The organism is Leptolyngbya sp. FACHB-541, from assembly GCF_014695875.1.
Classification (GTDB): Bacteria; Cyanobacteriota; Cyanobacteriia; order Elainellales; family Elainellaceae; genus JAAUTN01.
Genome location: NZ_JACJPC010000128.1, coordinates 1 through 25,606, shown reverse-complemented (window position 1 = coordinate 25,606; position 25,606 = coordinate 1). Strand labels below are relative to the sequence as shown.

Sequence of the window (25,606 nt, the reverse complement as noted above, 5' to 3'; positions counted from 1 at the left end):
ATCAAAAAACCAGGCTTTTCCACAAGGGCAGCCTGGTTAATGATGTCAAATTCAGATGTGTGCCAAATTTCAGAAGGCACTCAACGCCTGGTTTGCTATCGATTTTGTAAAAGACTTTTACGATACAGAAACCGCTATAAAGAGGAGTCCGCCGATCAGTGCGATCGCCGCAACGCTCAAAATAATATAATTCCGCTGTTGTCCCTGGGTTGGTGGTTCAGCCTGGTAAATTTTGGGTTCAACCGCAAAATTATTCAGGCGACCGCCTTCTTCGGTGGTATAGGGCATGAAAGAACCTCTCGTTACAAATTTCACCAATTGTAACAAATAATTGCGGGATCACTCTCACCTAGCTGTTTACTTTTCTTAATAATTTTTCTCTTTCCAAAAATTGAAGTGGCGCAGGCAATGCCTACGCCACTCAAATCCGTTGTTCTCTTAGAACTAAAAGCTTCTATGAGAAATCAAGAAAGCTTGAGAGTCCCCCGCAACGCCGTCTTACCTCAGTTTTTGACCTGGAATAATCCAGGTGGGAAGCACGGCCTCAGTTTTAAGTTTCCGGGTACAAGCCCGGTATACTGCCACTGAAACATCTAGTTTCCCTTGTAAACAAGGCATAGATCATAAAACATTATTGGCAGTCACCAACGCCGCAGCAGAACTACGCCTATTTTAACGATCTTTGTGGGGGCGATTGCAAGGGTGGTAAACCGTAAATGAATAAATCTTGACTTAAGCCATATTTCTCACGTAGCAATCGGTCTACCCAAGGGCTGAAAAGCTTTACAGCAGAGGTTTCGCTTGTAGATGCGTAGCTAGGTCAAGTTGAGCTAACCGCTGATAAGCCTGTTCAATAGCGCGTTTGCCCCGAAGAAATCCAGTGTTGGCACCCGGACAGATATAGCTCAACGTTTCTGGCGTAAACCGATCCATGATTCGCTGAATACTCTGAATTTGTCTGGGCCAGTGAAAGGTCTTTGCAATTCTCAGAGGTACAGGTTCGCCCTGCTGATTGGGCAGCAAATGTCGTCCGGTAAAGAGAATCCCGCCGTGGCGATCGCAATACAAGCAAGCGGAGCCAGGAGAATGACCCGATGTCCAAATCGTGTGGCACTGCGGATTGATTTGAAACTCTTGCTGAAACTGAGTTAGCTCGATTCCCGGTAACAAGTAAGCTTCTTGCTCTTGAATCAATACCTCACAGCCAAACGTTTGCTGAATCTCACGAACTCTACCCTTACCACCCCGGTGTGTCAGAAACAGCCAACGAACGCCGCCCTGCTCCTGCAAAAAGTCCTGGTTTGTCTGATCCCAAGCAGGACAGTCAACCAGAATGTTTTCGTTTCCTTCCGTGGCTTGTATTAAATAAGCAGTTCCCCCCATCGTGTCGCGGTTAGGGGGAAAGGCAAAAATATCCTCAAAGACTTTACGGGGTTGCTTAGAGTTGGCTTGAGAATCACTCAAAGTTCGGTTGGCTTGGGATGAGTCAGGGCTAAAGGCAGGATCTAACACAACTATTCAGTATTTAGTCTCTCTAAGCAGATCGTACTAAGCGGATTTCACGCTAATGCAATCCTTATTCTACTGACGTTTTGGCATGAAGCTGGTGAACGAGCTTAACTCTCGTGAGTAGACTTAACTATAGAGACGAATTTCTAGGCAAATTTCAGTAATCTGCTAGCTGATCGATTGTAGAATGATCACTTTAACGGGGTTCATCTGAAAAAGTCTTGCTCGAATCCCGCAGCAAAAGCTTCTTGGCGAGTTTTGGGATGTTGATGACGCAGGTGTTTGTTTTGTGCGGGTTTGAATTAAAGCTTTAGATTCATTCGCCTTGAGGATTGGTTGAAAGCGGTATGCTGGAGATCTACCAGTGATCAATCAGTGATCGATTGAGTTGACGAAATTGAGACCCGCAGCATGATTTTCTGGTTGCTCCTCTTGGGAATATTTACGTACTTCATCGTCCAGCGGACGGTGGCGAGCATTACCCGAACTCCGATCTGGGTACTGTGGTTAGTGATGATGACTCCTGCTTTTGTCTGGACAGGCTGGATTTTGGTTTATGGAGAAAACGAACCAATGCCAGCCATCCTGTTGTTGGGGCCCTTCATCCTTTGTCCATTGCTGTACTGGTTTTTGATTCAGTGGGGACGTTCGTCCAAATCTGGCGCTGCGGTTAAGGCACAGGCACAAGGTCTACAACAGGGACCGCAGGCGATCGCCGAACCTACTGCTGAAAAGCGCCCTACCCTCCGACCCATCGATAAAGAAGAAGAAGCGGCCCTGCAAAACTGCTTTCCCTGGTCAGTCTATTACTTGCAAAATGTTGAATACCGTCCCCAGGCTTTAATTTGTCGGGGACAACTGCGAACCTCACCCGAAGTAGCCTACAAAACGATTCGGGAGAATGTGGAAAGGCAGTTTGGCAATCGCTTCCTGATTGTGTTTCAGGAGGGAATGAACGGCAAACCCTTCTTTGCTCTGGTGCCTAACCCTCAAGCCCAAGCAGCCGCAAAATCAACCAGTGATTCCCTAAACCGCCCCGGTCTAGCCCTAACTCTGCTGCTAGCAACTATCTTCACTACAACGCTGGCAGGCGTTGCAATCTCCGGCGCAATTACTGAAGAGACAGAAATTACAGCTGCTTTGCTGCTGAATGGACTGCCTTATGCACTAGCACTCATGGCTATTTTGGGAGTTCATGAGTTAGCGCACTATCTGGCGGCTAGGTTTTACAAAATTCGGGCAACACTGCCTTACTTTATTCCGGTTCCACCAGCCAGTTTCTTTCCCTTTGGGACTTTTGGTGCATTTATTCAGATGCGTTCTCCTGTACCTAATAGAAAAGCGCTATTTGATGTAGGGATTGCTGGACCAATGGCAGGCTTTTTGGTTACGATACCGCTGCTGCTTTGGGGGTTAGCACACTCTACTCCTGTTAGCCTCACAGAAGAATCTGGTATTCTAAACGTCACTTCCTTTCAACCTAGCTTGCTGTTGCTAGCTTTGTTGAGTAAGCTAGCTTTGGGTAGTGGGTTGACTGCGACTACTGCTCTAAAGCTGCACCCAGTAGCGGTGGCAGGCTGTTTGGGTTTGCTGGTGACAGCGCTGAACCTGGTGCCTGTGGGTCAGCTTGATGGGGGGCATATCGTTCACGCGATGTTTGGGCAGCGAGTGGGTGCAGTGATCGGTCAGGTCGCACGGTTGTTGGTTCTGGCTCTGTCGTTTGTTCAGCAAGAATTTTTTCTCTGGGCAATTTTGCTGTTTTTCATTCCCGTGGTAGACGAACCTGCCCTGAATGATGTCAGTGAATTGGATAACCAGCGTGATTGGTGGGGGTTAGTTGCATTAGGGTTACTGGTCAGTATTATTTTGCCAGTTCCCCAATCTGTAACTCAAATTTTGTTTTAGACTCTCTAGCATGGGCTGCATGAGGAGTTGGTGGGATGTCTCAGGATGTTAGGCAGTGGTTGTTAGAGATTAAGGCACTTCAACAGAAACTGGCTGAGGTCAATCAAGAACGGGATCAGGCTTACACCAGTGCTGCAAATTGGCGCAGGTTTTATGAAACAGAGGCACAGCAGCGGCGTACTGAGGCACGTTTGGCACAACAGCAAATTGAAATGCTGAAAGCTGAACTGCAACGGTTACAGCAGTCGCCTCAGCCTATTGTGAGTGATGGGATAACTGAGTCTGCAATTCAAGAGCAGCTAGAGCAGTTACAAAACCCATCAGAGGTTAAAGAGACTTTGGTGAGAGCGCTGATGGAGTGCGATCGTCTGTCCCAATCGCTCAAAGCAGAGCAGGCAGACCATGCTCAGACGCGGCGCAGCTTAACAACGGCTCTCGGAGACACGGTGAACCTGTTAGCTAAAGAACGAGCGACTCGCGATCAGACAAAATCTGGTACGCCAATTACTAATGGCTCAGCGGTTTAATTTTATAGCTGTATAGCTGTAATCCCTAACGCTGAAGACAAGGGACTACAGCTATAGCTTGCAGGATGTCCGGAAGCAAACAAGTTTAGCTTGCCGTATCAGAGCTGAGGAAAATCGTGCCGCAGCCGATGCGACCTCCGGCATTGCCGGTGGGTTGCCCAAAGTCATCTTCGTTTTCGTGCACGATAATTGCTCGTCCGGCGATCGCATACTTTCCGTCATTCAGCGTTAAGCCAGGAAGCGTTTCGCTAAACGTAGTGACTTCACCCCCTGCAACCGAAATGTTGCCCAGATCGCCTGCATGAGCATTGGCAAATCCATCGGTGGCAAGTTTGCCGTGTTTTACTCCATCTGGGTTAAAGTGCCCTCCTGCTGCATTGCCACCCTCAGCGCAACTGCCAAACTCGTGGATATGAAACCCATGATTTCCAGAGGGGGCAGTGTCCAGCGTTGCGTTAATTTGCAGCCCCGCATCTGTTTCGACAAAACGGGCTTCTCCTGTCACAGAAGCAGATTCTGAGGTGCCTTCAATGATGGCTTTGCCGATTTCAGCGGCAGTAGCGGCAGGGACAGAATAGATTACAGCCAAAAGACTCAGACAGAGGGCTAGCCCCAATGTTTTGATGATTTTGCCAATGCTAGTCATGGTTCACTTTTTGAATAATAAGCTTGATTAAAGCAGCGATCGCTGATTATTTGAGCGATCGCTCATAGATTGAATCTTCTACGTAAATTTCTGGTCTGTGAATCCCCTGTAGGGTTTAAGCAGTGTCAGCACAACTCACTAGTTCCGCCGAAACCTATATGTAGAAACACATAGCCAACCTTAAAGAGTGAATGAAGATCAAGCTAGATCGCTAGTCCTGATATCCTCGCATTCGCTACTATCTGACTTATGAAAACTGGTCAAGGAACTCTGACTTAGTGTCTGCAAATAGGCTGAAAATTTTGCAGCTCTTAATTGAATTAACGTAACCGCTAATATTCACTATCTGCTTAAAATTATGGTTGATTTCACGGTAGCGATTCCTACGTACAATGGCGAAGAGCGTTTGCCAGACGTGCTAGAGCGATTGCGATCGCAGATTGACCTGGACAATCTCTCCTGGGAAGTCATTGTTGTAGACAACAACAGCAAAGACAATACTGCCAAAGTCGTTCAGGACTATCAGGCGGAATGGCCCGCTCACTGTCCGCTAAGGTACTGTCTAGAACCTCGTCAAGGAGCCTCTTTTGCCCGGCAACGAGCCGTTACAGAAGCAAAAGGAACCTACATCGGTTTTTTGGATGATGACAACGTGCCCGCTCCCAATTGGGTCGCAGCAGCTTACGCCTTTGGCGAAACTCATCCCGAAGCAGGAGCCTTTGGCAGTCGCATTCAAGGAGACTACGAAGTCGCGCCTCCTGAAGAATTTAAGAGAATTGCCTGCTACCTGGCTATTATCGAGCGAGGTTCTAAACCCCGACTGTACCAACCTGAGAAGCGCATGTTTCCACCTGGAGCCGGGCTGGTTGTGCTGAGGCAAGCCTGGTTGGAGTCCGTTCCCAAACGTCTATTCCTGAACAATACAGGTAAAGAAGCCGGACTTGCCAGTGAAGATTTAGAAGTCGTGCTGCACATTCAGAAGGCAGGCTGGGAACTGTGGTACAACCCTGAAATGCAGGTTCAACACAAAATCCCCCACTGGCGCCTAGAGAGAGACTATCTGGTTTCAGTATTTCGCTGCATCGGGTTGAGCAGCCATCACATCCGGATGCTGAGTTTTGCCGCTTGGCAGAGACCTTTTGCCTTCTTAATGTATCTAGCAAGTGATCTACGAAAACTAGTTTTGCATTTCCTTAAGTACCGAAAGGTGATTAAGAATGACCTGATCGCGGCCTGTGAAATGGAGCTTTTGGTCAGCAACATCATTAGCCCATTCTTTCTATGGAGAAAGCGGCTTTTGCGGATCTAGCGGATCTAATTGATCTATTTCAGGAATTCGAGCCTTCTACTTAGAAGTAATTTTGGCTGGCAAGATAAACCGACTTCAACAATCACTGCTTTGAGAACTTTCAGGGAAAGATATGACTTCTGAAAATAGTAAGCCGGAAGGCGCAGGGATTGGCTTTACCGTTGCAATCCCAACTTATAATGGCGGCGATCGCTTGTCTAAAGTATTGGAAAGGTTGCGATCGCAGATCAACACTGATTTTTCCTGGGAAATCCTAGTTGTCGATAATAACAGCAGCGACAATACCAAAGAAGTGGTTCAGTCCTATCAGGCTGATTGGCAAGGTCCCACTCTCAAGTACTGCTTTGAAGTAAAACAAGGGCTGGCATTTGCCCGTCAGTGTGCCGTAGAAAATGCTCAAGGTGAGTTTGTTGGCTTCCTGGATGATGACACCTTACCAACTCAAGACTGGGTTGCTGCTGCTTATGAATTTGGTCAAACCCATCCCACAGCAGGCGCTTTCGGTGGGCAAATTCACGGTGACTTTGAAGTAGAACCGCCCGAAAACTTTGAGCGGATTCAATCATTTCTGGCAATTAAAAAACGCGGCTCAAAACCTCATCGGTATGAGCCAGAAAAACTCAGTCTGCCTCCCGGAGCAGGGCTAGTTGTACGCAGGCAGGCTTGGTTGGACAGCGTGCCCAAACAGTTGGTTCGCACCGGTAGAGGCGGCAACGACTTCGAGATTTCTCTACACTTGCATCGAGCAAATTGGGAAATTTGGTACAACCCTCTGATGAATATCTATCACCAAATTCCAAAACAGCGTTTGGAGAAAGAAAATCTGCTTAAGCTGATTCGTACCGCTGGACTATGTGTTTGTCAGCTTCGTTTAGTGGGAGCAAAAAGCTGGCAAAAACCCGTGATTGTGAGCAAGATTCTCTTAGGTAATTCTCGTAGAGTGATCCTTCACCTGTTGAAATATCGAGGGAAAGTAAGAACTGATTTGATTGCTGCTTGCGAAATGACATTTTTCTTAAGCTGTTTAGCCAGTCCCTTTTACTGCTTCATGTCTAGCTCAAAGAAGACTCAAAAGGCATGATTCTAAATTAACGTCTTGCTGGCTAAAACAAGTCAAACAACTCTAACGAATTTGAGGCGATCGCCCCAACTATTTTCATCCCTTACTTAAAGGAAAGGTTACGTGCTTAACACTCTGATCAAAAAGGTTCCACAAGCTTTATCTGAGCTAACTTACAAATCAGATTTAGCCAAATATGTAGATAGGCTTCCAGCAATCTTACCTGGCGATCGCCAAATTGTTGAAGGTCTTCAGCAAGAAGGAACTGTAATTACTTCATTAACTGATTTAGACATTCCGTCAACATCCACTTTATTGAATGCGGCAGGTCACATCGCCCCTGAACTGCTAAAGATTCCTCCTAAGAAAAATAGAGCTTACTCTCGCGCAGATTCAACCCTGCTGATGCAGTATCCTGGACTGTTTTTGTGGGGTTTAGAAGAGCGGTTGCTCAGCATCATCGAAAATTATTTAGGGCTACCCGTTGCCTACCATGGAGTTTCTTTCCGTCGAGATGTGGCGGATGGTTCGCAGGCAGGTACCCGCCAATGGCACATCGATATTGAAGATCGGCGAATGGCAAAAATTATCGTCTACTTCAACCAGGTAGGTGAGAACAATGGCCCGTATGAATATATTCCCAAGTCGCTAACACCGCCTCCTAATGTGTTTAAGCGAAACTATGGTTTTGTCCCAGATGATGTTGTAGAAAAAGCGGTGCCATCGTCTAATTGGAGAAGCTGCACAGGTGGCGCTGGAACGGTTGTCTTTACCGACACTTGCAGTGTATTTCACCGAGGCAGAATGCCCACCGAATCCGAACGGCTTGCCATGTTCTTTACCTACACCTCCCGCAAGCCTAAAAATCCAGAAACCTGCAAGTCGATCCTGAGTCAGGATGAGTTACTGACTATCTCAAAATCTCTGTCCGATCGCCAAAAACAGTGCATTTTCTGGAAAGAATTCAGCAATTTGTAAAAGAGATTTCTGTAGGGGAAAACGGCTATTTCCCCCAAAAAATAAGTAGCGCAGGGATTAACTGCGCTACTTTTTATCGACTTAATACCGATCGCCTTCCGCAGTTCAGCTTAAGGTCTGTAAATAAGCCTCGATAGCCGTATTCGCTAGCTCTGTCATCGGTTTACCTTGCTGGGCGGCGATCGCCTTTAGCTTGACGTACACCTCATCCTTAATGCCAATCCGGTGACGCAATTTGTTGCTCGTTCTGGGCTCATAGCTAGCCGCAAACTGCCGCAGTGCGTCAAACCCAACTCGATGGCAAAAATCGCCAAAACTTTCCGGCTCTGCTCGTTGCTGACGCTCTTGCTTGAAGTAGATCAACAGCGGCTCTAGCGCAGCTTCCAGGTTTTGGATATTCAGCTTGTCCAGATAAAGCTCAGCCAGACGAGTTTGATTTGGGTCAGCCCCTAGCCACAGTTGATAGGTATCGGGTGACTGTCCTACAAAGCCTAACTCTGCCAAATAAGGGCGAGCGCATCCATTGGGGCAACCTGTCATCCGCACGACAAAATGCTCCTGATCCAAGCCCACCTTATCTAGCAACGTCCGAATTCGCTCCATAACGCTAGGCAGTACCCGCTCTGACTCAGCGGTAGCCAGACCGCAGGTAGGCAACGCCGGACAAGCCATCGAGTAACGTACTAGTGGATCGATCTCAGTTTCCGGCTGAATGCCACAGCGTTGAAGAATTTCCTGAATTTCAACCTGCTGAGACGGCTTAATCTCATATAACACCAGGTTATGATTTGCGGTCAGGCGAATTGGCAGCGCGAATCGTTCCTCAATCTCCCGCAGAGCCGACTTAAGCTGAAACGTGCCTTCGTCTTTAATTCGCCCATTGTCAATCGAGATGCCCAAGAACAGGTTGCCGTCGCCCTGCTCATGCCAACCCAAAAAGTCCAGATATTTGAACTCTGGCAACGGTTTAAACGGTTGGATTGACTTGCCAAAATAGCCCTCAACTTCCTGGCGAAACTTGTCTACGCCCCAATCTTCTATTAAATATTTCATTCGGGCGTGACGGCGGTTAAAGCGATCGCCATAGTCGCGCTGAGTCGCCACGATTGCCTTCATCAGGTCGTAGACATCAGCTTTGTCTACATAGCCAATCGGGTCAGCCAAGCGAGGAAAGGTTTCTTCCTTGTTGTGAGTGCGTCCCATGCCGCCACCCGCAAACACGTTAAAGCCTTCCAGTTCGCCCTGGGAATTGGTCATCACTACCAGGCTGACATCTTGTGAATAGAGGTCAATTGAATTGTCTCCTGGCACCGTCACGCTGCACTTAAACTTGCGCGGCATGTAGTAAGTGCCATAGAGCGGCTCTTCGTTGTCATGAAAAACGGTGCCGTTGCCGTTACGTTCCAGTGCCTCAGCGATCGCCGGATTGGGTTCTGCCGTAATCGCTTTCTCACCGTCTAGCCAGATTTCGTAATACGCGCCCGTTCTGGGCGTCAGCAAATCTGCAATCTGATCCGCATATTCACGCGCGTAAACATATTCAGGGCGATCTTTGTAAGGCGCAGGGGGAGACATCACGTTGCGGCTAACGTCGCCACACGCCCCCAAGGTTGAACCCATGTTGCGAACAATGGTGGCGATCGCCGTCTTCAGATTCTTCTTGAGAATGCCATGAAGCTGAATTCCCTGCCGTGTTGTGATCCTCAGCGTTTGATTGCCATATTGGCTCGACAGATCATCCAACGCCAGATAAAGCTGCGGTGGAATAAAACCACCAGGATTCCGAGTCCGCAGCATGAACTGATAATCTTTCTCCTGTCCCTTGACCCGATTATCGCGGTTATCCTGCTGATAAGAACCGTGAAACTTAAGGATCTGTATCCCATCCTCACTAAAATGGGTTGTATCCTGAGAGATCTCAGTGGCGACAGGCTCACGCAGTGCATGGCTGCGTTCTTTAAGGCCTTCTACTTTGGAAGACTTACGGTCAGTGGCAGGTAGAGAAACAGGAGTTTTAACCATTGCAAAGATCTAAAGGATACTGATTTCCGGTTTCCCGGTCGGAATAAAGGTGAATCCACCCCTCCGATCTTAGCATCGCATCTTCTCACATCAGCCTTTCCCATTGTTAGAAAGAATTTCAAATTATGAAGATGCTGCTGTTGTCACACCAGTTAAGACAACTTATAGCGTCTCTCTAGAAAGAGGCTCTAGATAGAAGGGCACGCTGCTCCACGGGGTGCCCTTCTATCTAGAGCCCTAATTTTTGGGATTGGTATAACGCAGGTTATTCAATTCGCCATCTTTAAGAAAAATGGGGAGAGAACTAAATTCTCTCCCCGTCCTTTCCCTAACTCAAAGGATTCACTAGATTCGGAGTTGCACCCTTAGTTGTAGTTGCACCCTGGGAAGTTACACCCTCAAGGGTTGCATTCTTAGAATCGGTAGCCAGCACCAAACTGGAAGCTGAGCGCTGGGTTAGAGCTATCTTGATAAGCATCTAGACCTAGCTTTGCGTCGCCGTACAGCACCACATTTCGGACGACCTCAGCCTCAACACCTGTCGTCAAGACGACAGAATCCTGGTTGCCAAGAGGGGTTGCCTGACCGTCTTGCTCTACAAAGGAATAGCCTGCTCCGGCGTAAACGTTAGCGTTATTTGTGATAGGCACATCGTAAGAAACGATTGGCATGATCGCACTGGTGTCATCACTAAATAGAACCGCACCGCGTAAAGAAACAGGCGCATTTGGTACAGCAAAACGTCCCTGAATGTTGCCTCCAAATGTGGAACCCTCTTCATCGCTTCCACCATCTAGGACACCTGCGGAGATACCACCACCGACGTAGGTTCCATCCATTCCAGCAGGTTGAGCAGAAGCAGGATTAGCAGAGAGGAAAATTGGAGAAATTGCTAGTGCAGATAATGCAGAAAAAGTTGCGATAGACTTCAATGAAAGTTTCATGTTCGTTCCCTTCAGCAGTTTCTTTGCTGTTCTTTTTGAGATTTTGCGTCGTTAGAGTCGACGTAATAGTTCCAGAAAACTCAACTTTTTCGCCACCCGAATTTGAGATATTACAAAGTGCTGTATAAATCTAGAAGCCTCGTCTTGCAATGGATTCAACATGCAGCGGTAGCTTCGAGATTAGACTTGTGGGGCTTACAGCAACTTTGCTCTGGATATATTCTTGTTTTAAATCCTAGGAAAATGAACAGGATGTTGTGATGGTCTGTTTTCTAACTGTCACACATAATTTGTTTCAAAAAATGCAACGAAGTCAGTAATATTTTGTTCGAGATATATAGAAATTATCTAAGAAGTTATTTAATCAATTCAGTGATTTGAAAGTAGGATAAGTCCACTCTTTAATCCAAACAGGGTTTTGATAGCTTGGGAACAAAACATAATCTTTTACGTCCTCAGCTAATGTTTAGTTGCAACTTTCAAATACATTTTTATGAAAAATACAAATCTTTTTTCTCTATAAATCTCTAACTCTTTCAAAAATAGAAGAATCGTACAATGGAGCAATTATTTTCAAATGCTTTCAGGTGCTAGTAATGCCGAGAACACTCTCCTAGCAGAGTTTTGTGGCTACACCCAGGTCAATGCAGCAGACAAATGACTTGCTTTTTACCCAGCCGAATCAGGCGATCGCCCCAACTGAGATGAACCGTTTAAAGTCTTCCCAAGACTCGATGTGTAGGAGTTAAGTCAACGCAGTATAGTTACCTTGAACTGAGCTAGGATTCATTAATTGTTTGTTAATGAATCATCAGGAGGATATCTAATGGAAGCAATTCATTGGATGGACGCGATTTCAGCGGGGTTTGCGATCGCCATCTTTGCAGGGGGGCTATTCATGCTGATATCAGGGGTGTGGTCGGCGCGAGATAAATAGGCACAATGGTTTCAAAACGCTTCTAAAAGACTTTGACCTATCATCCAAAGACGGTCTGTGAACGGCAATAACTTAGTAGCTTCAACGAGTTGCCAGATTCCCTAAGTAATACGGGAGAGGTGAACTGTGATCACGCGACGATATCACCGACTGGTTGCATTCTTCTTACTCACGCTCCTGAGTTTTATGGTGGTTGTCAATCGACCCGCGTTGTCTGCTGATGCACGACAGCTTTTGCAGGCGGGGGTTAACTATTATGAGCAAGAGCAATTTGCGACAGCGGTTGAAGTCTGGAATCAAGCATTAGCTGGCTTTACGGCTCAGGATGATGAGCTAGGGCAGGCATTAGTGCAAAGCAATCTCTCGGTGGCGTATCAGCATTTAGGACGCTGGGAAGAGGCGGAAGAGGCGATCGCCACCAGTCTTAACCTATTGCAGTCTGAGCAATCCAATACATCTACTCAACCATTCTTGGCAGTATTTGCAAAAGCCTTGAATACCCAGGGTCGATTGCATTGGTCTGGGGGGCGCTTTGATGACGCTCTAGACACTTGGCGACAAGCAACGCTTGCTTATCAGCAAGCCAACGATATTCGCGGGGTGGTTCTCAGTTCGATTAATCAAGCCGAAGCGCTCCAGGCATTGGGGTTGAGTGTGCAAGCCGAAGCAACTCTAGGCAATGTTTATGAGGTGTTGCAGCAACAGCCTCTAGAGCCATCCTTGGTAGCAACGGGGCTGTGGTATCTCGGCAATGCTCAACGACGCTTAGGCTACTTAAACCAATCCCACGAACTGCTGCAAGAGAGCCTGGCGATCGCCACTTCTCTCGATCTTCCTTCACTCACGAGCTCTATTTTGCTGGATCTGGGCAACACAAACCGGGCTTTAAGCGATCGCGCGATCGCCATCGGCAAAGCAGATGAAGCACAACCGCATCAAACGGACGCGATCGCTCACTATCAACAAGCTGCTAGCAGAGCGACCTTACCGATTCATCAGATTCAAGCCAGGCTCAATCAACTCAGCTTGCTGGCAGAAACTGGGCAAACTTCGGATGCTGCCGAACTGTGGTTGCAGATTCAACCTGATCTCACCCGTCTACCGACTGGGCGATCTACTGTGTTTGCAACTCTGAATGCAGTCCGCAGCTTGATCTGCCTGCGTCAGCAGCTTAACTCTGCTCAGGCAGATTGCTTGCAGCAAACTACTCAACCAGAGCTAGAACAGCCCCCTCCTTCCTTGCCTGATTGGAGTGAGCTTGCCCAATTGCTAGCAACTGCCATTCAGCAGGCTCGCACTCTGCAAGATTCTAGGTCAGAAGCTTTTGCATTAGGACAATTGGGAGAACTGTACGAGTTAACCCGCCAGTGGTCAGAAGCTCAAGCTGTGACTCAACAAGCGCTCTTGAAAACAGAAACGATTCAAGCTCCCGATATCCGCTATCGATGGGAGTGGCAGATGGGACGACTGCTGGAAAAACAGGGCGATCGCCCTGGAGCGATCGCTGCCTACACGGCGGCGTTTGAAACTCTAAAGTCTGTTCGCAGCGATTTGTTGACCATTAATTCCGACGTTCAATTTTCATTTCGCAGCAACGTCGAGCCAGTCTATCGGCGTTTGGTGAGTTTGCTATTGCAGTCAGAAGTGGGTCGTGAACCGAGCCAAGACGAGCTAAAGCAAGCAATTGAGGTGATAGATGCATTACAGCTGGCAGAGATCGAAAACTTCTTGCGCTGCACCGTTGTGCAAGCGACAACTCCCTTTGGAACTGAACCCTTAGTCGATAGCATCGGTCGCGTTGATCCAACAGCGGCGATCATCTATCCCATCATTCTGGAGGATCGGTTAGAACTCGTCTATCGATTGCCAGGACAACCATTACAGCATTACACCACTGCGATCGCACAACATCAGGTTGAACAAACCCTAACCGATCTGCGAACCAGTATCGTTGCTCGAAATCGTCCTGAAATGTTGCTTGAGAAGGCAACTCAAGTCTACGACTGGATCATTCGTCCGCTAGAGGCAGACCTCGCTGCCACCAATACGGTGAAGACTCTAGTATTTGTGTTGGATGGAGCGCTGCGAAACATTCCGATGTCGGTCCTTCACGATGGGGAGCGTTATTTGATTGAGAAACCCTATGCTGTGGCGATCGCTCCTAGCTTGCAACTGGTTGATCTCCAACCTCCCTCAGGAAATTCCCTTGAGGTGCTGACAGCCGGGGTCAGTGAAGCGCGACAAATCGAAGGACAATCCTTTAGCCCCCTCGCAAACGTTACAAACGAGCTACAGCAGATTGAGGCAGTGGCTTCAACCGAGTTGCTATTGAATCAGGAATTTACGAGAACAAACTTGCAACAGCAAATTGACTCCGGCGACTTCTCCATCGTTCACGTTGCAACGCATGGGCAGTTTAGCTCTGATCCAGACGCAACTTTTATTGTGGCTTATAGCGAGTTACTAAAGAGCCAAGACTTAAATGACCTGTTACGCACTGACCTGCAAGACCGCTCCAGCTTCATTGAATTGCTAGTGTTGAGTGCCTGTGAAACTGCCCAGGGAGATGAACGAGCAACGTTAGGGTTAGCAGGAATCGCCGTTCGCGCCGGGGCACGCAGCACCGTGTCTACGCTGTGGCAGGTGAGCGATTCCTCTACTGCTATTTTGATGGGAGAGTTTTATAACCGCCTCACGCCGTCCACCCTGACGAAAGCAGAAGCGTTGCACCAGGCTCAACTTGCACTCTTCAATGAATATGGCTATCGATCTCCCTATATTTGGGCACCGTATGTATTGGTAGGAAACTGGCTTTAATTACTCCTTTCCCACTAAAAGATCAGGGATGCCCCCCCGCGTCGCGGGGGGGCATCCCTGATCTTTTAGCACCTAATCTTTAATCGGGAAGGGAGTAGACTTCAATTAGACAGCAATTGTGCATCCACAACCGTGTCTAAAGCTAGATCGGCTAAACCAACCTGTTCCAAAAGGTCAACCCAGGCTGTACGAACAGCAGTGTCTTCTAGATTAGAGCGATAACGAGTAGCCAATTCCGTTAGTGCGTCATACCAAACTCCATTCCATTCAAATGCAGGGTCAGGAGTGGTTCGCGTAATCCAACCATCCAGAGCGAAATCTCTGTGTCCATAGCCCTCAGAGCCACAATTAATCATTAATTTCCACTGATAGGCTTCCTCCATTTCCAAAGCGATCGGAATAGTGATTCCCATCACTCCTGGTACATCTGCCAGTTGAATCGAGGAGCGATACAGGGTGGTCGTCTCATTGCGATCATGCACTGAAAACTCAACGGTAGTCACATCCTGATTTGTGTAAGGCATGTAAAACCAGACCACTGGAGACTCCATTGCTGTTGCCCCTTTTCCATCTTCGGGCACAAGAGCGGTGGGTGGATGAGTGGTTTGCCTACACTGACTCGCGGATTCCCCAGGACGAGTTCCTCCTCCGGTACGACTGCCATCTGGAGTACCTGTTATGGGGCGCGGTCTGGGGCGCGTTGCTACTCTAGAAGGGTTAACTTCAGCATGGTGTGGGTAAGAAGTTTCTGCTTCTAGCCTCGTTTGAGTCCATCCGGCATTTGGAGTGAGTATGAGGCTAATTACTAACACTCCAATTTTGAAACGTTTTATCAGTAATTGATTAACCATATGGATTCAATGAACCTCGACAAATCCTACTGCACGACAGAACCTGGCGTTAAGACAAGCATCACACCTCCTGTTATTCCAAGCGCTAAAACCCCCGGAATCAGTGGCAGCCAAAGCCCCTGAACCAGTGCAAACCAGCACGAGCCGTATAATACTCCGACGGCAACTCCAAACCCAATTGTCAAATTCAACAAAATGGGAATGCCAGTAGGATGAACCCGCAAATGCCAAACCAATACTCCTCCCACGAGGGTCCACCCCAGCACCCAAAGGGCATCAGCCCATTGAGGCATTGCTTGAATTAAAGGACGATGCGAAGCATCCACTTTAGAGTAGTCGCCCAAAATAGTGTCTAGCAGTTGACTGACAATATGCGCATGGATGTGTAACCCCCGCATTCTGCCATAGGGTGTGGACTGATCATCTTGAACACTTGCGGCTGTTACGCCAACTAAGACTACGCGATCGCGAATCCAACTGGGGTCAATTTGATCTTGAAGGAGAGCCGTAATTGAAATCTGTTGGGCAATTTCGGCGGTGGCTCGATAGTTGATCAAAATCTGATTGCCGCGCGCATCCAGGTTTTGATATCCACCCGTGCGAGGGGTTAAACGTCGAATGATTGTTGTGTCAAACTGCCAGTCCTGTTCTGCTGTCAAAGTTGGAGGAATTGCTGGGATTTGTCGATCGAGATAGTTAAACACCAGTTGCAGGCTAAAAGAATAGGGTGTGGTGCAGGGAGATAGAAGCGAAATCGGGTTGGGCGATCGCGACAATACATGCCGTCGCACCACTGCATCCGCTGCATCCAGTTCTAAGTCTGCAAAACCAATCTGCTCCACAGGGCTATCAGGAGGAGGGGCGATCGCCTGGGTTTCATCTGTTCCCCAGGTACACACGGGGATGACATTTGGATTAGACTGCAACTCGGCAACAAAGGATTCATGCCCCGGTAAAACGGGGCGATCGCGATAGATATCAATGCCGATTGCTGCTGGACGATGGTGCCCTAGTTTCTCAATCACTTGAGCTAACACTGCATCGGGTACTGGAAAGCCATACTGCTGCAAATCTCGTTCGTCTGCCCCAACCAATAAAATGCGAGAGTCAGGTAGCTCAGCCGGGCGCTGTCGCAACAAGCGATCGTAGCTTTGCAATTCCCACGGTTGCAGCCAGCCAAACCACCGTAACCCCATAACGAGAGCCGTAACTGTCACACTGCTTAAGCAGACCAGCCCAAGTGGTCTCTGTAAGGAAGTAGAAAGGGGTGTTTTTAACTTAGAGTTTGGAGTTTTGAGCTTTGACTGCTCTTCTTCTGGTTCATTCCGACATAGCTGTTGCCAGGTCATCGGAATTGCTGCTGGATGCTGATAAATGACGGGTAGCCAACTGGCACAGGGGAACTGATCCTCTAAGCTCTGTAATCGCTCACGGGCTTCTCTTTCTGCTAAATAGAATGGCTCCCCTCCAGCAAAGGTTTTCAAAAAATACTTGAGAAAGTCTTGAGCAACCGGATCAGGGATAGGCTGCCGCATCACGATCATTTGGGGCAGTTGCAGTTCCTCAAGCGCATGGGCTAAGCCCAACCCATCGCAGGAGTTAAAGATAGCAAACTGCAAACCGTGGGCGATCGCCCGATTAACCCCATACTTCAGTTCCTCAATGGTCAGACTCACGTCAGGGTTGAGCTTGATCCACCCCTCGCCATCTTCCGTGGTCTCGCTGTGCCCAGCAAAGAAGAGAATGTCCCAAGGCTGTTCACACAGGTGGTTGTGCAGCACTCGTCGAGCCGGTTCTACCAAAAACGTCAGGTTAGCTCCTGGTAGCTCAGTCAGCATTTGTTGATCAGCTTCGACATTAATGTTAGAGCGATCGCCTAAGATAGCCAGTATTCTCACTCCACTCGTTGTAGACGCAGAACGGGTGAGTTGAGTCAGGGGACGGCGAAACTTGGGCGCACCCAACGCAACCTCTGCCTTTGGATATTGCTCAACCACATCCCACACATGCCAGGGAAGCTGATGCAACTGCTGATCGTCAGTGCGAAGCAAAATTCGAATCCGTTCCTCTTGAACCAATGCCTGACGCAATTGATTATCAATTTCTCGAAACGAATTGGATTGCAACCACAATCTCAAGTGTTTTTCTAGCGTCTTTGCCGATTGGAGACAGGCTTCAATTGGGTGGAGGGAGCCGTCGTAGCGGATCTGCCGAGGTTTAAGTGCGCGATAGGGAGCCGATAGACGATGATAATGAGTTTGCCATTGCGCGAGTTGGGCAGCTAACTCTGGGTTGGGCGGAAGCGCTCCACTCGTTGCAGTATCGGGATATTGTCCCTCCTGCCCAATCTCCAACGTAATCCGGAATCCTTGCTGTTCCAGGTCACCATCCAATTTCAGAACCACGAGCTTACTCATGACGGTTCCTTGCTATCTCACTCAAATCACGAAGGACTCGACCTTGTTTTGATCCGCTAGCTCCACTTTGACACTAAACGCATCTCCAACATCACCGCTAAATTCCAGTTCAATCAGTCGGTTATCTGCTCGGGCATCAGACTGCATGATGATTGAACCTTCATTGTCTAAAATCATCACCCGCAGCGTTGCTGGAAGATGTGGGTGATCGGCTGTTGGGCAAACATGAACAGTAACGGTATGTGATGAGTCTGCCTCTGATGAGTCTGCCTCTGGAGTAATCTTCAAGATCAGGGCGACCTGTTCATCAGGTAAATCGCTGAAGCTTAACAGTTTGCCTCGTGCGATCGCAGATGTATCAGATGTCTCCTCTGCCTCTGGCGTTGCACTGCGCCATTGTACTGCTAGGGGTTGTAGCCCTAACAGGTCATCCAGCGATCGCCATCCTGCCTCAATCAAGCCATCTAACCACTGACTTAACCGCGTCACGCCTTGTAATGGGTCTTGACGTGAAGTTAACGAGTGCAGGTAAGTAGGTAGTTCAGAGAGCGATCGCAACTGACGCAGCGGCAATTCTTCTGTCTCAACCTGATCGACAAAGCCTAGAAGGGTTGCCTCCTGACGATGGTCATCAATGCCCACCACAACATATCCAATTCGATCTTCCTGCACCTCAGTGGGAACGTGGCAAACTGGGTCAGGGTCTTCGAGTCCAGCCAGTGAGAGCGGACGACACTCCAACCGCCCCACCCCAACAATGTTTAGATCCGCTGCATTAATTACCGATCGCATCAGTGGATTCCAACTGTCGCATCCTGACAAATTTGCAGAAACCTCCAAAATTTTGAGGTAGTTATTCACCGCGCAAACCGCCAGTGTATTGAGATAAACCTGATCGGCTTTGGTTGGCGTAGGCTGCTGTTTGGCAAATCCTTGTGCGAGTTGGTGGGCCTCCTGGGTAATTAGGACAGGTACTCCAGCATCATCGAAAGCCCCAAGATCGTAATTCATAGTTCCCCTCTTAGCAATTGGCGAGTAGTCAAGAGTCGTCGTGGTCACGCAGTATCAGCATCAACTTATACTTTTGTGAAAGTTTCAGCGATGACTACTCTCCTCCTCATCTAGATATCCTTGCGAGATACCAAAATTTCGCAGCAGCGGCAGGCAACGGCGATTATAAAACTTGGGTAAATCCTTAGCTTCAGCAGGAGTAAGGTGAAAGCGATCGGCGATGACTTGCCAAGAGGTCTCTGATGGAAACCGCATCAGGAACAAGGTTTGAGCATTGATGTCAGCTCGTTTTCTAAAACAAGTTGCTTGCAATATCCCCTGCGGATCAGTTTGAACCCAGTTCATCGTCTTCTCCCAAACGTCGAGCGTTGGTTCCAGTTCAGGGCGTGCTGGAAGTCGATCGACTGGATCTACAAAATTTCCTTGCTCTGTTTGCTCTACGCCTGCACGTCGCTTGTAGTCTCGACTTCGGCGATCGCGAAATAACCGCAGTTGCTTCTTCAGATAATTATCTAACCAGGTGATCACTCCACTCAACGTTGGATCATATTCTTCCAAATGCTGGCAGCAATACTCCCACATCTGCTGAAGAGCATCTGCATAGTAGGGAGTGTATTCTCTCCAAAGTTTGCCCGACTTCATTACTAACCGATAAATCTCCTGCAGTGCCCGTTGGCGGTCAACGCTTTTAGGAGGATGAGTACAGGCTTCGGCAACGAGCTGGCGAAGCGTTTCATCTAAATCCTTCATATTAAATCAGTCAGGGAGAGGGGTTTGGGGCATTGATAACTCCTCTTCTGTAATACGCAGTATTCCAGGTAACTGCGCTTCTTCATTACAAAATTTAGTACACGAATTCAGTAGCTCAAGAAGCTAAGCCTCTTCACTAAGCGATAGCCGCTTTTCAAGTGCTGTTCATGCTCAAGAGGCGATCGCCTCAAAGTGGAACTGCTCCACATCGCTCTTTGTCTAGTAGTGACTCCCTCACACTATTCACGAGTTCTACTTTGCTTCGCCCGACCTTAAAAAATCAACATCTTGGACCCGCTACGTCATTCGGTTAGCTGCCCCACCTTAGCACCCGTAAAGGTGATAGGGAAGGGGGCTATGGCTTGGTAAAATTTATTCAAATCCAGGTTGCATCAACTCTTCAAACCCAATGTAGATAATATCAACCAGGGTTAGGAGATTGGCGAATTTATTCGCAGATTCCAGAATGAGATCGGTCGAACGCTACAAGAACCAGTCCGCATCGGCAGACTATCAGAAGTCAAAGGTCAAAGAACCGACACAGGTCGGTTTTGTCGAGGTAGGAGTGGCTTTAAACGCCAAAATTCTTTAGCTTTGTGATGTCTAAGTTCGATGAGTAGCACTAGGCATACCCTCTGCTCACTCTTTCCTTTAAAGGGTTGTTTGAGCAGATTTGCTGCTACCCGCAATTTACCTGGCTTAAGGAAAGCATATGTCTCAGCATAATTCGGAAACGTTTTCAGTTTCAGCTGCTTCTGAGTTGAGTAATCAAACCACATCAAATTTGACAGAGGATTGGAAGTACAGTGTTTTTGGTAATGGAATTGGTAGTAGTGGGCTGATTACAGCAGACATTGACAACGACGGAATCACGGAAATCATTGCTGGTGGGTCACTCACAACCTTTGGCACCAACGATTTTTGGTATGTGTTAGACCCGATCTCAAACCCTAATGGGTATAACAGACAGTGGACCAGTAGCTTATATCCAGACAAAGTGTCAGCGATCGCGGCGTTTGACACAGACGCAGATGGCATCTACAGCATCTTTACAGGACTAGGAAATGGGGATGTTGCAATCTATGATGGCAGCTCACTTCAATCCATCAAAACCCTCAATCCGTCTAATAGCGCGATTCATCACATCCTGTATGCTGATGCAAATAACGACTCTATCAAGGACATCGTCATTGCTGATGACAACCATATCTACATTTACAATGCCAGTTCCCTCGCGCTCGACCTGCAACTGAATTATGCTTCCACCGACTTCGAGATCGGCAATGTAGACTCAGATGCAGCTAACGAAATTGTTTTATCCAGCGGTTTGGTCTTGGAAGTCAACGGTTCCAACACTAGCGTCCAGTGGGATTATGCTGGGGGAGACTTTGGACAGTCAGTTGAACTCTCAGATGTTGATGCAGACGGAATTCAAGAAATCATCGGAGCAGCTCCTTGGAACTACATTACGGTTTTTGATGCAGACATTCAATCTCCCAAATGGCAAATCACCACCAGGCAGGACATTGATGCCCTTCTGGTTACAGATATTGACAATGATGGAGTTGATGAAATTCTTTACGGTGATGGTCAATTCGGTAAGATTTACGCTTATGACGTGATCAGCCGCACTGAGCAATGGGCAATTGACAACCCTGAACATGGGGTTACTAATATTGCTGTAGTCGATGTGGATGGAGATGGAACCCTGGAGCTTTTTTGGGGATCTGGGGCAACCTCAACAGGACCAGATCATCTTTATGTCCATGACATCTCGACGCAATCTCTAGAGTGGAAGAGCCAGCACGTTGATGGCCCCTTTCATGCGATGGATATTGGTGATGTGGATAGCGATGGACAACTAGAAATTGTCTTTGCTTCGCTTCGGAGTAATAGTGGTTATGGGGATGGCATGGTCGCAGTTTGGGATGCACAAAGCCATACGCCTGAGTGGGATCAAACCAATTTATTTGGAGGAACGGCTTGGACTGGAATTCACGATGTGCAAATCGGCGATGTTAATAACGATGGTACGCAAGAAATTGTCGTCGCCACCGATCGCCTATATGACGGAGCCATTTATGTCATTGACGGCATCACAAAAGAAATCAGGCATTCCTATTTCTATGATGAAGGCGCTCCGATAAGGTCACTGGCGATCGCTGATGTTGACAACGATGGCACAACTGAAATTATTGCGGGGGGTTCCAGAGAGCATACAGGTGCCCCCGGGGTGTATACCTACATTTTGGATGGCGCAACTGGAGCCGTTGAATGGAACAGTATTAATTTAGGAGACTACTGGTCAGCTGTTTCTGAAATTGAAGTTGCTAATCTGGACGGCGATGCAGCACAAGAGATCGTTGCTGTCAATAATCACCTCTTTGTGTTCGATGGAGTGACTCATCAACAATGGCAAAGTTCATTTAGTGGTGTTTCAAGCGTCCATCTGTATGATCCTGACCAGGATGGAACACAAGAAATCTTGGTGGGTCTTAACGACGGACAGGTGTTGGCGATAGATGGACAAACGTATCAAACCGTAGATAATTTCCAAATCAGTTCGACTGCCATTACTGGGTTGCAAACCTCTGATGTTGATAAAGATGGTGATATTGAACTGGTCTATAGTAATGGTACCTCAGTGGGTATCTACAGCTTTGAGCAATCAGCTATCATCTGGCAAAGTGATCTATTAGGTACATCAGTGGGCAATACAAACAGTCTGTTGGTTGCCGACACCGATGGGAATGGACGAGTTGAGATTATCGTTGGTACAAACTACACCGTGGTTGAGTTCGACGTGCTTATTCCACCGAGACTCGTTCAACCATTTGCAGATTTAACCACTAACACGGTGAGTGAATTTACGTTACAAGTCAGTGACTACTTTAACGAGGTTGATGCAGGTGATACTCTAACTTACTCTGCTAATGGTTTGCCGGATGGATTAGAGATTAATGCTGGGGCAGGTCTTATTGATGGGGTTGCTACCGCTGCTGGACAATACGACATCACCGTTACAGCAACAGATAATACCGGTCTATCTACGAGCGACACGTTTGAGTTAACTATATATAACCTAATTCGGCTAACCCGATTTGATGATACTGCAACAGGAACGAGAGCACCTGACCACATCGAAGCACTTGCAGGAAGCGATCGCGTTTCTGGCAGATTGGGAGATGACTTAATCAACGGTGGTGCTGGCAATGACCATTTGTTGGGAGCTGCTGGCAATGATAGTTTGAATGGCGGCAGACATAATGACTTTTTAAGTGGCGGCGCAGGACAAGACAGACTTAAGGGTGGGATAGGACAAGACGTGATGAAGGGTGGTCTAAATTCAGACATCTTTGTGCTGCAATCGAGGTCGGGAACTGACAAAATTATTGACTTCGAGAATCGACTAGACTTCCTCGGCTTATCCAACGGCTTAAAGTATGAAGATTTGACTATCACTCAACTTAGGAATCAAGTCCTAATTTCAGATATCAATGGTGCGATCGCTCAACTTCGAGGCATTAGCGCCAGATCAATCACTCAAGCAGACTTTGTAGCTCTCTAGTTTTTCAATAACCATGTTGGAAGTAATACAGAAATTAAACATTTCTCTACACAATTAACACTTCCAGCAAGTACGTTGCTCATTTGCAGAGATCTAAAAGTCTCTGCATTTTTCTTGTTAAGAAGCGGCTCCTCCAAAGGGTAAACGATGACGAGCTGATATCAGCAGTCTCCCCAACAGGATATTGCTTCTCATTCCCTAGGTTTAGATATGTAAATTATTCCACCAGAGTGCGAAAAGTGATTTTGAGCAACGCAGTAACAGGTATAGAAAAGCGATTCATCCTACTGGTCAGGAGCAATCGCATGTCACTACACAAAGGAGAAAAAATGTCTACATCCAATCTTGGCACTTTGCGCAGCACACCCAGAAGCAAAAATGACTCGACTTTAACTACAAGTGACCCTACCGATGTTTATAAGTTCAGACTCACAGGCACCAGCAATATCAACTTGTCTCTCAATGAGATCAGTTTTGGGGATGATGCTGATTTACGCCTATATCGAGATTCCAATAGAAATGGTCGCTTAGATATCCGGAACGGAGTTGTTTTAGACGAAGAAATTGCGAGCTCCGTCAACAGCTCTAACCTGGATGATGCAATTAATGTTCGAGCCAATGCAGGCACTTACTTCGCTAGAGTTGAGCGTTATGCTCTAGGTAGCTCAGGCACCGTCACCTATGATCTAGACTTGTCTGCCACCTCACCTTCTCCAACAGCCTCGCCGAGCAACCTTCTTCCTAAAGAATTCACAGTTGGTCATGCCGGAACAGTAGTTAGAGATCAAACCTACAGTGACGCAGTTGGGGATAGCGATACAGCAGATGTTTATTCCTTCAAGCTAAGCCGTAATTATCGCCTCGATAGTATCAACCTTTCCGGGCTCAGCGATGATGCAGACATCCGTGTCATTCAAGACCGCAACCGCAACCGTATTGTTGATGAGGGTGAGGTCATTGCTTCCTCAACCAACGGCGGCAGTTCCATGGATTCGATTTCAGCCGGTCAGCTTAGGACTGGTGTGAATTATTTTCTTCAAGTCTATCAATACTCTGGCAACACAGACTATCAGCTCACCTTTGACGTAGCTTAACCACTAGCGCTAACCACCAATCCTCAAATTTGAGGATTGGTGGTTAGCGTCAATTGCGTAGTAGTGCTTACAATACAGCCCCTTTATAAGGTGTTCCTTCTATGACTGCCGTTCTACAAATCGGGTATTCTACACTGACAAGCGAGAACATCGTCCCTTTGTTGGCTTGCTATCAAATTATCCCTCAGCTTATTTGCGAAAGCATTATCGAGCAGGCGATCAAAACAATTCACTGTACATCGGAAGAAACAACTCAAGCGTGCCAAGAGCTTTATCAGCAATGGGGACTCATTTCTGAAAGCCAAAGGCAAACTTGGCGATCGCACTACAGATTAAGTCAGGAACAATTTGAAAAACTGGCAACACGAAAGCTGAGGATTGAAAAATTCAAACGATTGTCTTGGGGACATACGGTTGGGTCTTGCTTTCTCAAGCGCAAAATGCAGCTAGATCAGGTAGTTTATTCATTCATGCGAGTTAGTGATCGAGGACTTGCGAACGAACTCTACTTTCGTATTCAAGAAGGAGAGCAATCCTTTGCTGAACTTGCTCGCGAATACTCTGAAGGACCAGAGGCTTACACCAGCGGACTGATGGGACCAGTTGAATTAGGTAAGCTGCATCCGAACCTGGCAGAACTGCTTTATACAAGTCCAGTTAATAAAGTTCAGTCACCTGTGCCTTTTGGAGAATGGCAAGTGATTGTGCGTGTCGAGAAATTTATTCCGGCAGAATTAGACGACGCTATGCGCCAGCGATTGCTTCAAGAAAAATTTGAATCTTGGTTTCAGGAACAGCTCCGTCAACTCCCTTACCAAGAACGGATCTGGATGGGAGTTACATCAGACAATCCTAATGATGCAACAAAAAACTTAGCAGTAGCATGAGTTGAACAATCAGAAACAAATATTTCTCAGAAACATACTTCTTCAAAGATTTAACGTTCTATTTCTGAACGTCAGTTACAACAATCATTCAAGGAACACTTTTAATGCTTTATGTCCTTTAAACAGTTATTTGTCCATTTTTAAACAATTAGTGTCCATTCCCTTTAGAGCTAGACAAACTGGTGGTACAGGGTTCTAGCTCTATTTGGGAATTATATTCTTCCTTTAGAGTTAAACAAATAATACCAATTCTCTAAATTCCGGCGACAGATAAAGCTTCCAAGATAGAGGGACGAGCGGTAATCGATGCAATCACTTCAGGAGTGAGTGCTGCCAGACGTTCTCGCAACTGCTGACGCAACCCATCAAGCGTA

At 47.3% G+C, this 25,606-nt stretch carries 20 protein-coding genes and 1 other RNA gene; 11 read left to right on the top strand and 10 right to left on the bottom strand.

What is annotated here, in order from left to right; translation table 11 throughout:
* Positions 1-117: 117 nt before the first annotated feature.
* The 3 genes from H6G00_RS27660 to H6G00_RS27650 form a co-directional block, all read right to left on the bottom strand.
* The gene (locus H6G00_RS27660; protein ID WP_190644309.1) at positions 118-288 is read right to left on the bottom strand and encodes a ssl1498 family light-harvesting-like protein; all 171 of its coding nucleotides are present in this window, start codon (positions 286-288) and stop codon (positions 118-120) included.
* Positions 289-478: 190 nt separating this feature from the next.
* Positions 479-662, bottom strand: a non-coding RNA gene (gene ssrS, locus H6G00_RS27655) — 6S RNA.
* 121 nt (positions 663-783) lie between these two features.
* Positions 784-1,464, bottom strand: coding sequence for an MBL fold metallo-hydrolase (locus tag H6G00_RS27650; protein WP_190799236.1), 681 nt, complete (start codon positions 1,462-1,464; stop codon positions 784-786).
* A gap of 456 nt (positions 1,465-1,920) precedes the next feature.
* On the opposite strand from H6G00_RS27650, the gene H6G00_RS27645 reads away from it, so the two are divergent.
* Together H6G00_RS27645 and H6G00_RS27640 are read left to right on the top strand one after the other, a co-directional pair.
* A complete protein-coding gene (locus H6G00_RS27645; protein ID WP_190799190.1) occupies positions 1,921-3,414 on the top strand; it encodes a site-2 protease family protein in 1,494 nt (497 codons plus the stop codon).
* A 35-nt stretch (positions 3,415-3,449) separates the two neighbouring features.
* The gene (locus tag H6G00_RS27640) at positions 3,450-3,941 is read left to right on the top strand and encodes a hypothetical protein (protein ID WP_190644311.1); all 492 of its coding nucleotides are present in this window, start codon (positions 3,450-3,452) and stop codon (positions 3,939-3,941) included.
* Between the two features lie 85 nt (positions 3,942-4,026).
* Here H6G00_RS27640 and H6G00_RS27635 read toward each other — a convergent pair whose 3' ends face one another.
* Complete coding sequence (locus tag H6G00_RS27635) at positions 4,027-4,587, bottom strand: superoxide dismutase family protein (protein ID WP_190799189.1); 561 nt, start codon at positions 4,585-4,587, stop codon at positions 4,027-4,029.
* Positions 4,588-4,945: 358 nt separating this feature from the next.
* On the opposite strand from H6G00_RS27635, the gene hpsE (H6G00_RS27630) reads away from it, so the two are divergent.
* The 3 genes from hpsE (H6G00_RS27630) to H6G00_RS27620 all read left to right on the top strand — a co-directional run bounded on the left by hpsE (H6G00_RS27630) (position 4,946) and on the right by H6G00_RS27620 (position 7,934).
* Entirely contained in the window at positions 4,946-5,896 is a 951-nt protein-coding gene (gene hpsE / locus H6G00_RS27630) for a hormogonium polysaccharide biosynthesis glycosyltransferase HpsE (protein WP_190799188.1), read from the top strand.
* Positions 5,897-6,008: 112 nt separating this feature from the next.
* On the top strand, positions 6,009-6,977 hold the full coding sequence (gene hpsE / locus H6G00_RS27625; RefSeq protein WP_190799187.1) for a hormogonium polysaccharide biosynthesis glycosyltransferase HpsE: 969 nt from the start codon (positions 6,009-6,011) through the stop codon (positions 6,975-6,977).
* Between the two features lie 102 nt (positions 6,978-7,079).
* The gene (locus H6G00_RS27620) at positions 7,080-7,934 is read left to right on the top strand and encodes a 2OG-Fe(II) oxygenase (protein WP_190799186.1); all 855 of its coding nucleotides are present in this window, start codon (positions 7,080-7,082) and stop codon (positions 7,932-7,934) included.
* Positions 7,935-8,039: 105 nt separating this feature from the next.
* Here the strand turns inward: H6G00_RS27620 and sir are convergent, their stop codons facing one another.
* Positions 8,040-9,956: a sulfite reductase, ferredoxin dependent gene (gene sir, locus H6G00_RS27615; RefSeq protein WP_190799185.1), complete on the bottom strand. Its 1,917-nt coding sequence runs from the start codon at positions 9,954-9,956 to the stop codon at positions 8,040-8,042.
* A 413-nt stretch (positions 9,957-10,369) separates the two neighbouring features.
* Positions 10,370-10,900, bottom strand: a complete 531-nt coding sequence (locus H6G00_RS27610; protein ID WP_190644317.1) for an outer membrane beta-barrel protein — start codon at positions 10,898-10,900, stop codon at positions 10,370-10,372.
* 626 nt (positions 10,901-11,526) lie between these two features.
* On the opposite strand from H6G00_RS27610, the gene H6G00_RS36315 reads away from it, so the two are divergent.
* Together H6G00_RS36315 and H6G00_RS36850 are read left to right on the top strand one after the other, a co-directional pair.
* Positions 11,527-11,649, top strand: a complete 123-nt coding sequence (locus H6G00_RS36315) for a hypothetical protein (protein WP_277881984.1) — start codon at positions 11,527-11,529, stop codon at positions 11,647-11,649.
* Positions 11,650-11,963: 314 nt separating this feature from the next.
* Positions 11,964-14,654, top strand: a complete 2,691-nt coding sequence (locus tag H6G00_RS36850; RefSeq protein ID WP_199318748.1) for a CHAT domain-containing protein — start codon at positions 11,964-11,966, stop codon at positions 14,652-14,654.
* Between the two features lie 101 nt (positions 14,655-14,755).
* On the opposite strand, the gene H6G00_RS27600 is transcribed toward H6G00_RS36850, so the two are convergent.
* From H6G00_RS27600 to H6G00_RS27585, 4 genes are all read right to left on the bottom strand, one after another.
* Entirely contained in the window at positions 14,756-15,505 is a 750-nt protein-coding gene (locus H6G00_RS27600) for a DUF928 domain-containing protein (RefSeq protein WP_190799184.1), read from the bottom strand.
* Between the two features lie 26 nt (positions 15,506-15,531).
* Positions 15,532-17,922: a CHASE2 domain-containing protein gene (locus tag H6G00_RS27595; RefSeq protein WP_190799183.1), complete on the bottom strand. Its 2,391-nt coding sequence runs from the start codon at positions 17,920-17,922 to the stop codon at positions 15,532-15,534.
* 21 nt (positions 17,923-17,943) lie between these two features.
* A complete protein-coding gene (locus H6G00_RS27590; RefSeq protein ID WP_190799182.1) occupies positions 17,944-18,933 on the bottom strand; it encodes a DUF1822 family protein in 990 nt (329 codons plus the stop codon).
* A gap of 84 nt (positions 18,934-19,017) precedes the next feature.
* Positions 19,018-19,683, bottom strand: coding sequence for a sigma-70 family RNA polymerase sigma factor (locus H6G00_RS27585; RefSeq protein WP_190799181.1), 666 nt, complete (start codon positions 19,681-19,683; stop codon positions 19,018-19,020).
* 466 nt (positions 19,684-20,149) lie between these two features.
* Between H6G00_RS27585 and H6G00_RS36310 the strand changes: the two genes are divergently transcribed.
* From H6G00_RS36310 to H6G00_RS27570, 4 genes are all read left to right on the top strand, one after another.
* Positions 20,150-20,275, top strand: a complete 126-nt coding sequence (locus H6G00_RS36310) for a hypothetical protein (RefSeq protein WP_277881983.1) — start codon at positions 20,150-20,152, stop codon at positions 20,273-20,275.
* Between the two features lie 120 nt (positions 20,276-20,395).
* The gene (locus H6G00_RS27580; protein ID WP_190799180.1) at positions 20,396-23,251 is read left to right on the top strand and encodes an FG-GAP-like repeat-containing protein; all 2,856 of its coding nucleotides are present in this window, start codon (positions 20,396-20,398) and stop codon (positions 23,249-23,251) included.
* Positions 23,252-23,580: 329 nt separating this feature from the next.
* Positions 23,581-24,345, top strand: coding sequence for a pre-peptidase C-terminal domain-containing protein (locus tag H6G00_RS27575; RefSeq protein ID WP_190799179.1), 765 nt, complete (start codon positions 23,581-23,583; stop codon positions 24,343-24,345).
* Between the two features lie 101 nt (positions 24,346-24,446).
* A complete protein-coding gene (locus H6G00_RS27570) occupies positions 24,447-25,232 on the top strand; it encodes a peptidylprolyl isomerase (RefSeq protein WP_190799178.1) in 786 nt (261 codons plus the stop codon).
* The last annotated feature ends 374 nt before the right edge of the window (positions 25,233-25,606 follow it).

What these genes read in the sequence shown, in the direction of transcription:
- H6G00_RS27660 (WP_190644309.1), bottom strand. Translation starts at nt 288, where the DNA reads ATGCCCTATACCACCGAAGAAGGCGGTCGCCTGAATAATTTTGCGGTT.
- H6G00_RS27645 (WP_190799190.1), top strand. Translation starts at nt 1,921, where the DNA reads ATGATTTTCTGGTTGCTCCTCTTGGGAATATTTACGTACTTCATCGTC.
- H6G00_RS27640 (WP_190644311.1), top strand. Translation starts at nt 3,450, where the DNA reads ATGTCTCAGGATGTTAGGCAGTGGTTGTTAGAGATTAAGGCACTTCAA.
- H6G00_RS27635 (WP_190799189.1), bottom strand. Translation starts at nt 4,587, where the DNA reads ATGACTAGCATTGGCAAAATCATCAAAACATTGGGGCTAGCCCTCTGT.
- hpsE (WP_190799188.1), top strand. Translation starts at nt 4,946, where the DNA reads ATGGTTGATTTCACGGTAGCGATTCCTACGTACAATGGCGAAGAGCGT.
- hpsE (WP_190799187.1), top strand. Translation starts at nt 6,009, where the DNA reads ATGACTTCTGAAAATAGTAAGCCGGAAGGCGCAGGGATTGGCTTTACC.
- sir (WP_190799185.1), bottom strand. Translation starts at nt 9,956, where the DNA reads ATGGTTAAAACTCCTGTTTCTCTACCTGCCACTGACCGTAAGTCTTCC.
- H6G00_RS27610 (WP_190644317.1), bottom strand. Translation starts at nt 10,900, where the DNA reads ATGAAACTTTCATTGAAGTCTATCGCAACTTTTTCTGCATTATCTGCA.
- H6G00_RS27600 (WP_190799184.1), bottom strand. Translation starts at nt 15,505, where the DNA reads ATGGTTAATCAATTACTGATAAAACGTTTCAAAATTGGAGTGTTAGTA.
- H6G00_RS27595 (WP_190799183.1), bottom strand. Translation starts at nt 17,922, where the DNA reads ATGAGTAAGCTCGTGGTTCTGAAATTGGATGGTGACCTGGAACAGCAA.
- H6G00_RS27590 (WP_190799182.1), bottom strand. Translation starts at nt 18,933, where the DNA reads ATGAATTACGATCTTGGGGCTTTCGATGATGCTGGAGTACCTGTCCTA.
- H6G00_RS27585 (WP_190799181.1), bottom strand. Translation starts at nt 19,683, where the DNA reads ATGAAGGATTTAGATGAAACGCTTCGCCAGCTCGTTGCCGAAGCCTGT.
- H6G00_RS36310 (WP_277881983.1), top strand. Translation starts at nt 20,150, where the DNA reads ATGAGATCGGTCGAACGCTACAAGAACCAGTCCGCATCGGCAGACTAT.
- H6G00_RS27580 (WP_190799180.1), top strand. Translation starts at nt 20,396, where the DNA reads ATGTCTCAGCATAATTCGGAAACGTTTTCAGTTTCAGCTGCTTCTGAG.
- H6G00_RS27575 (WP_190799179.1), top strand. Translation starts at nt 23,581, where the DNA reads ATGTCTACATCCAATCTTGGCACTTTGCGCAGCACACCCAGAAGCAAA.
- H6G00_RS27570 (WP_190799178.1), top strand. Translation starts at nt 24,447, where the DNA reads ATGACTGCCGTTCTACAAATCGGGTATTCTACACTGACAAGCGAGAAC.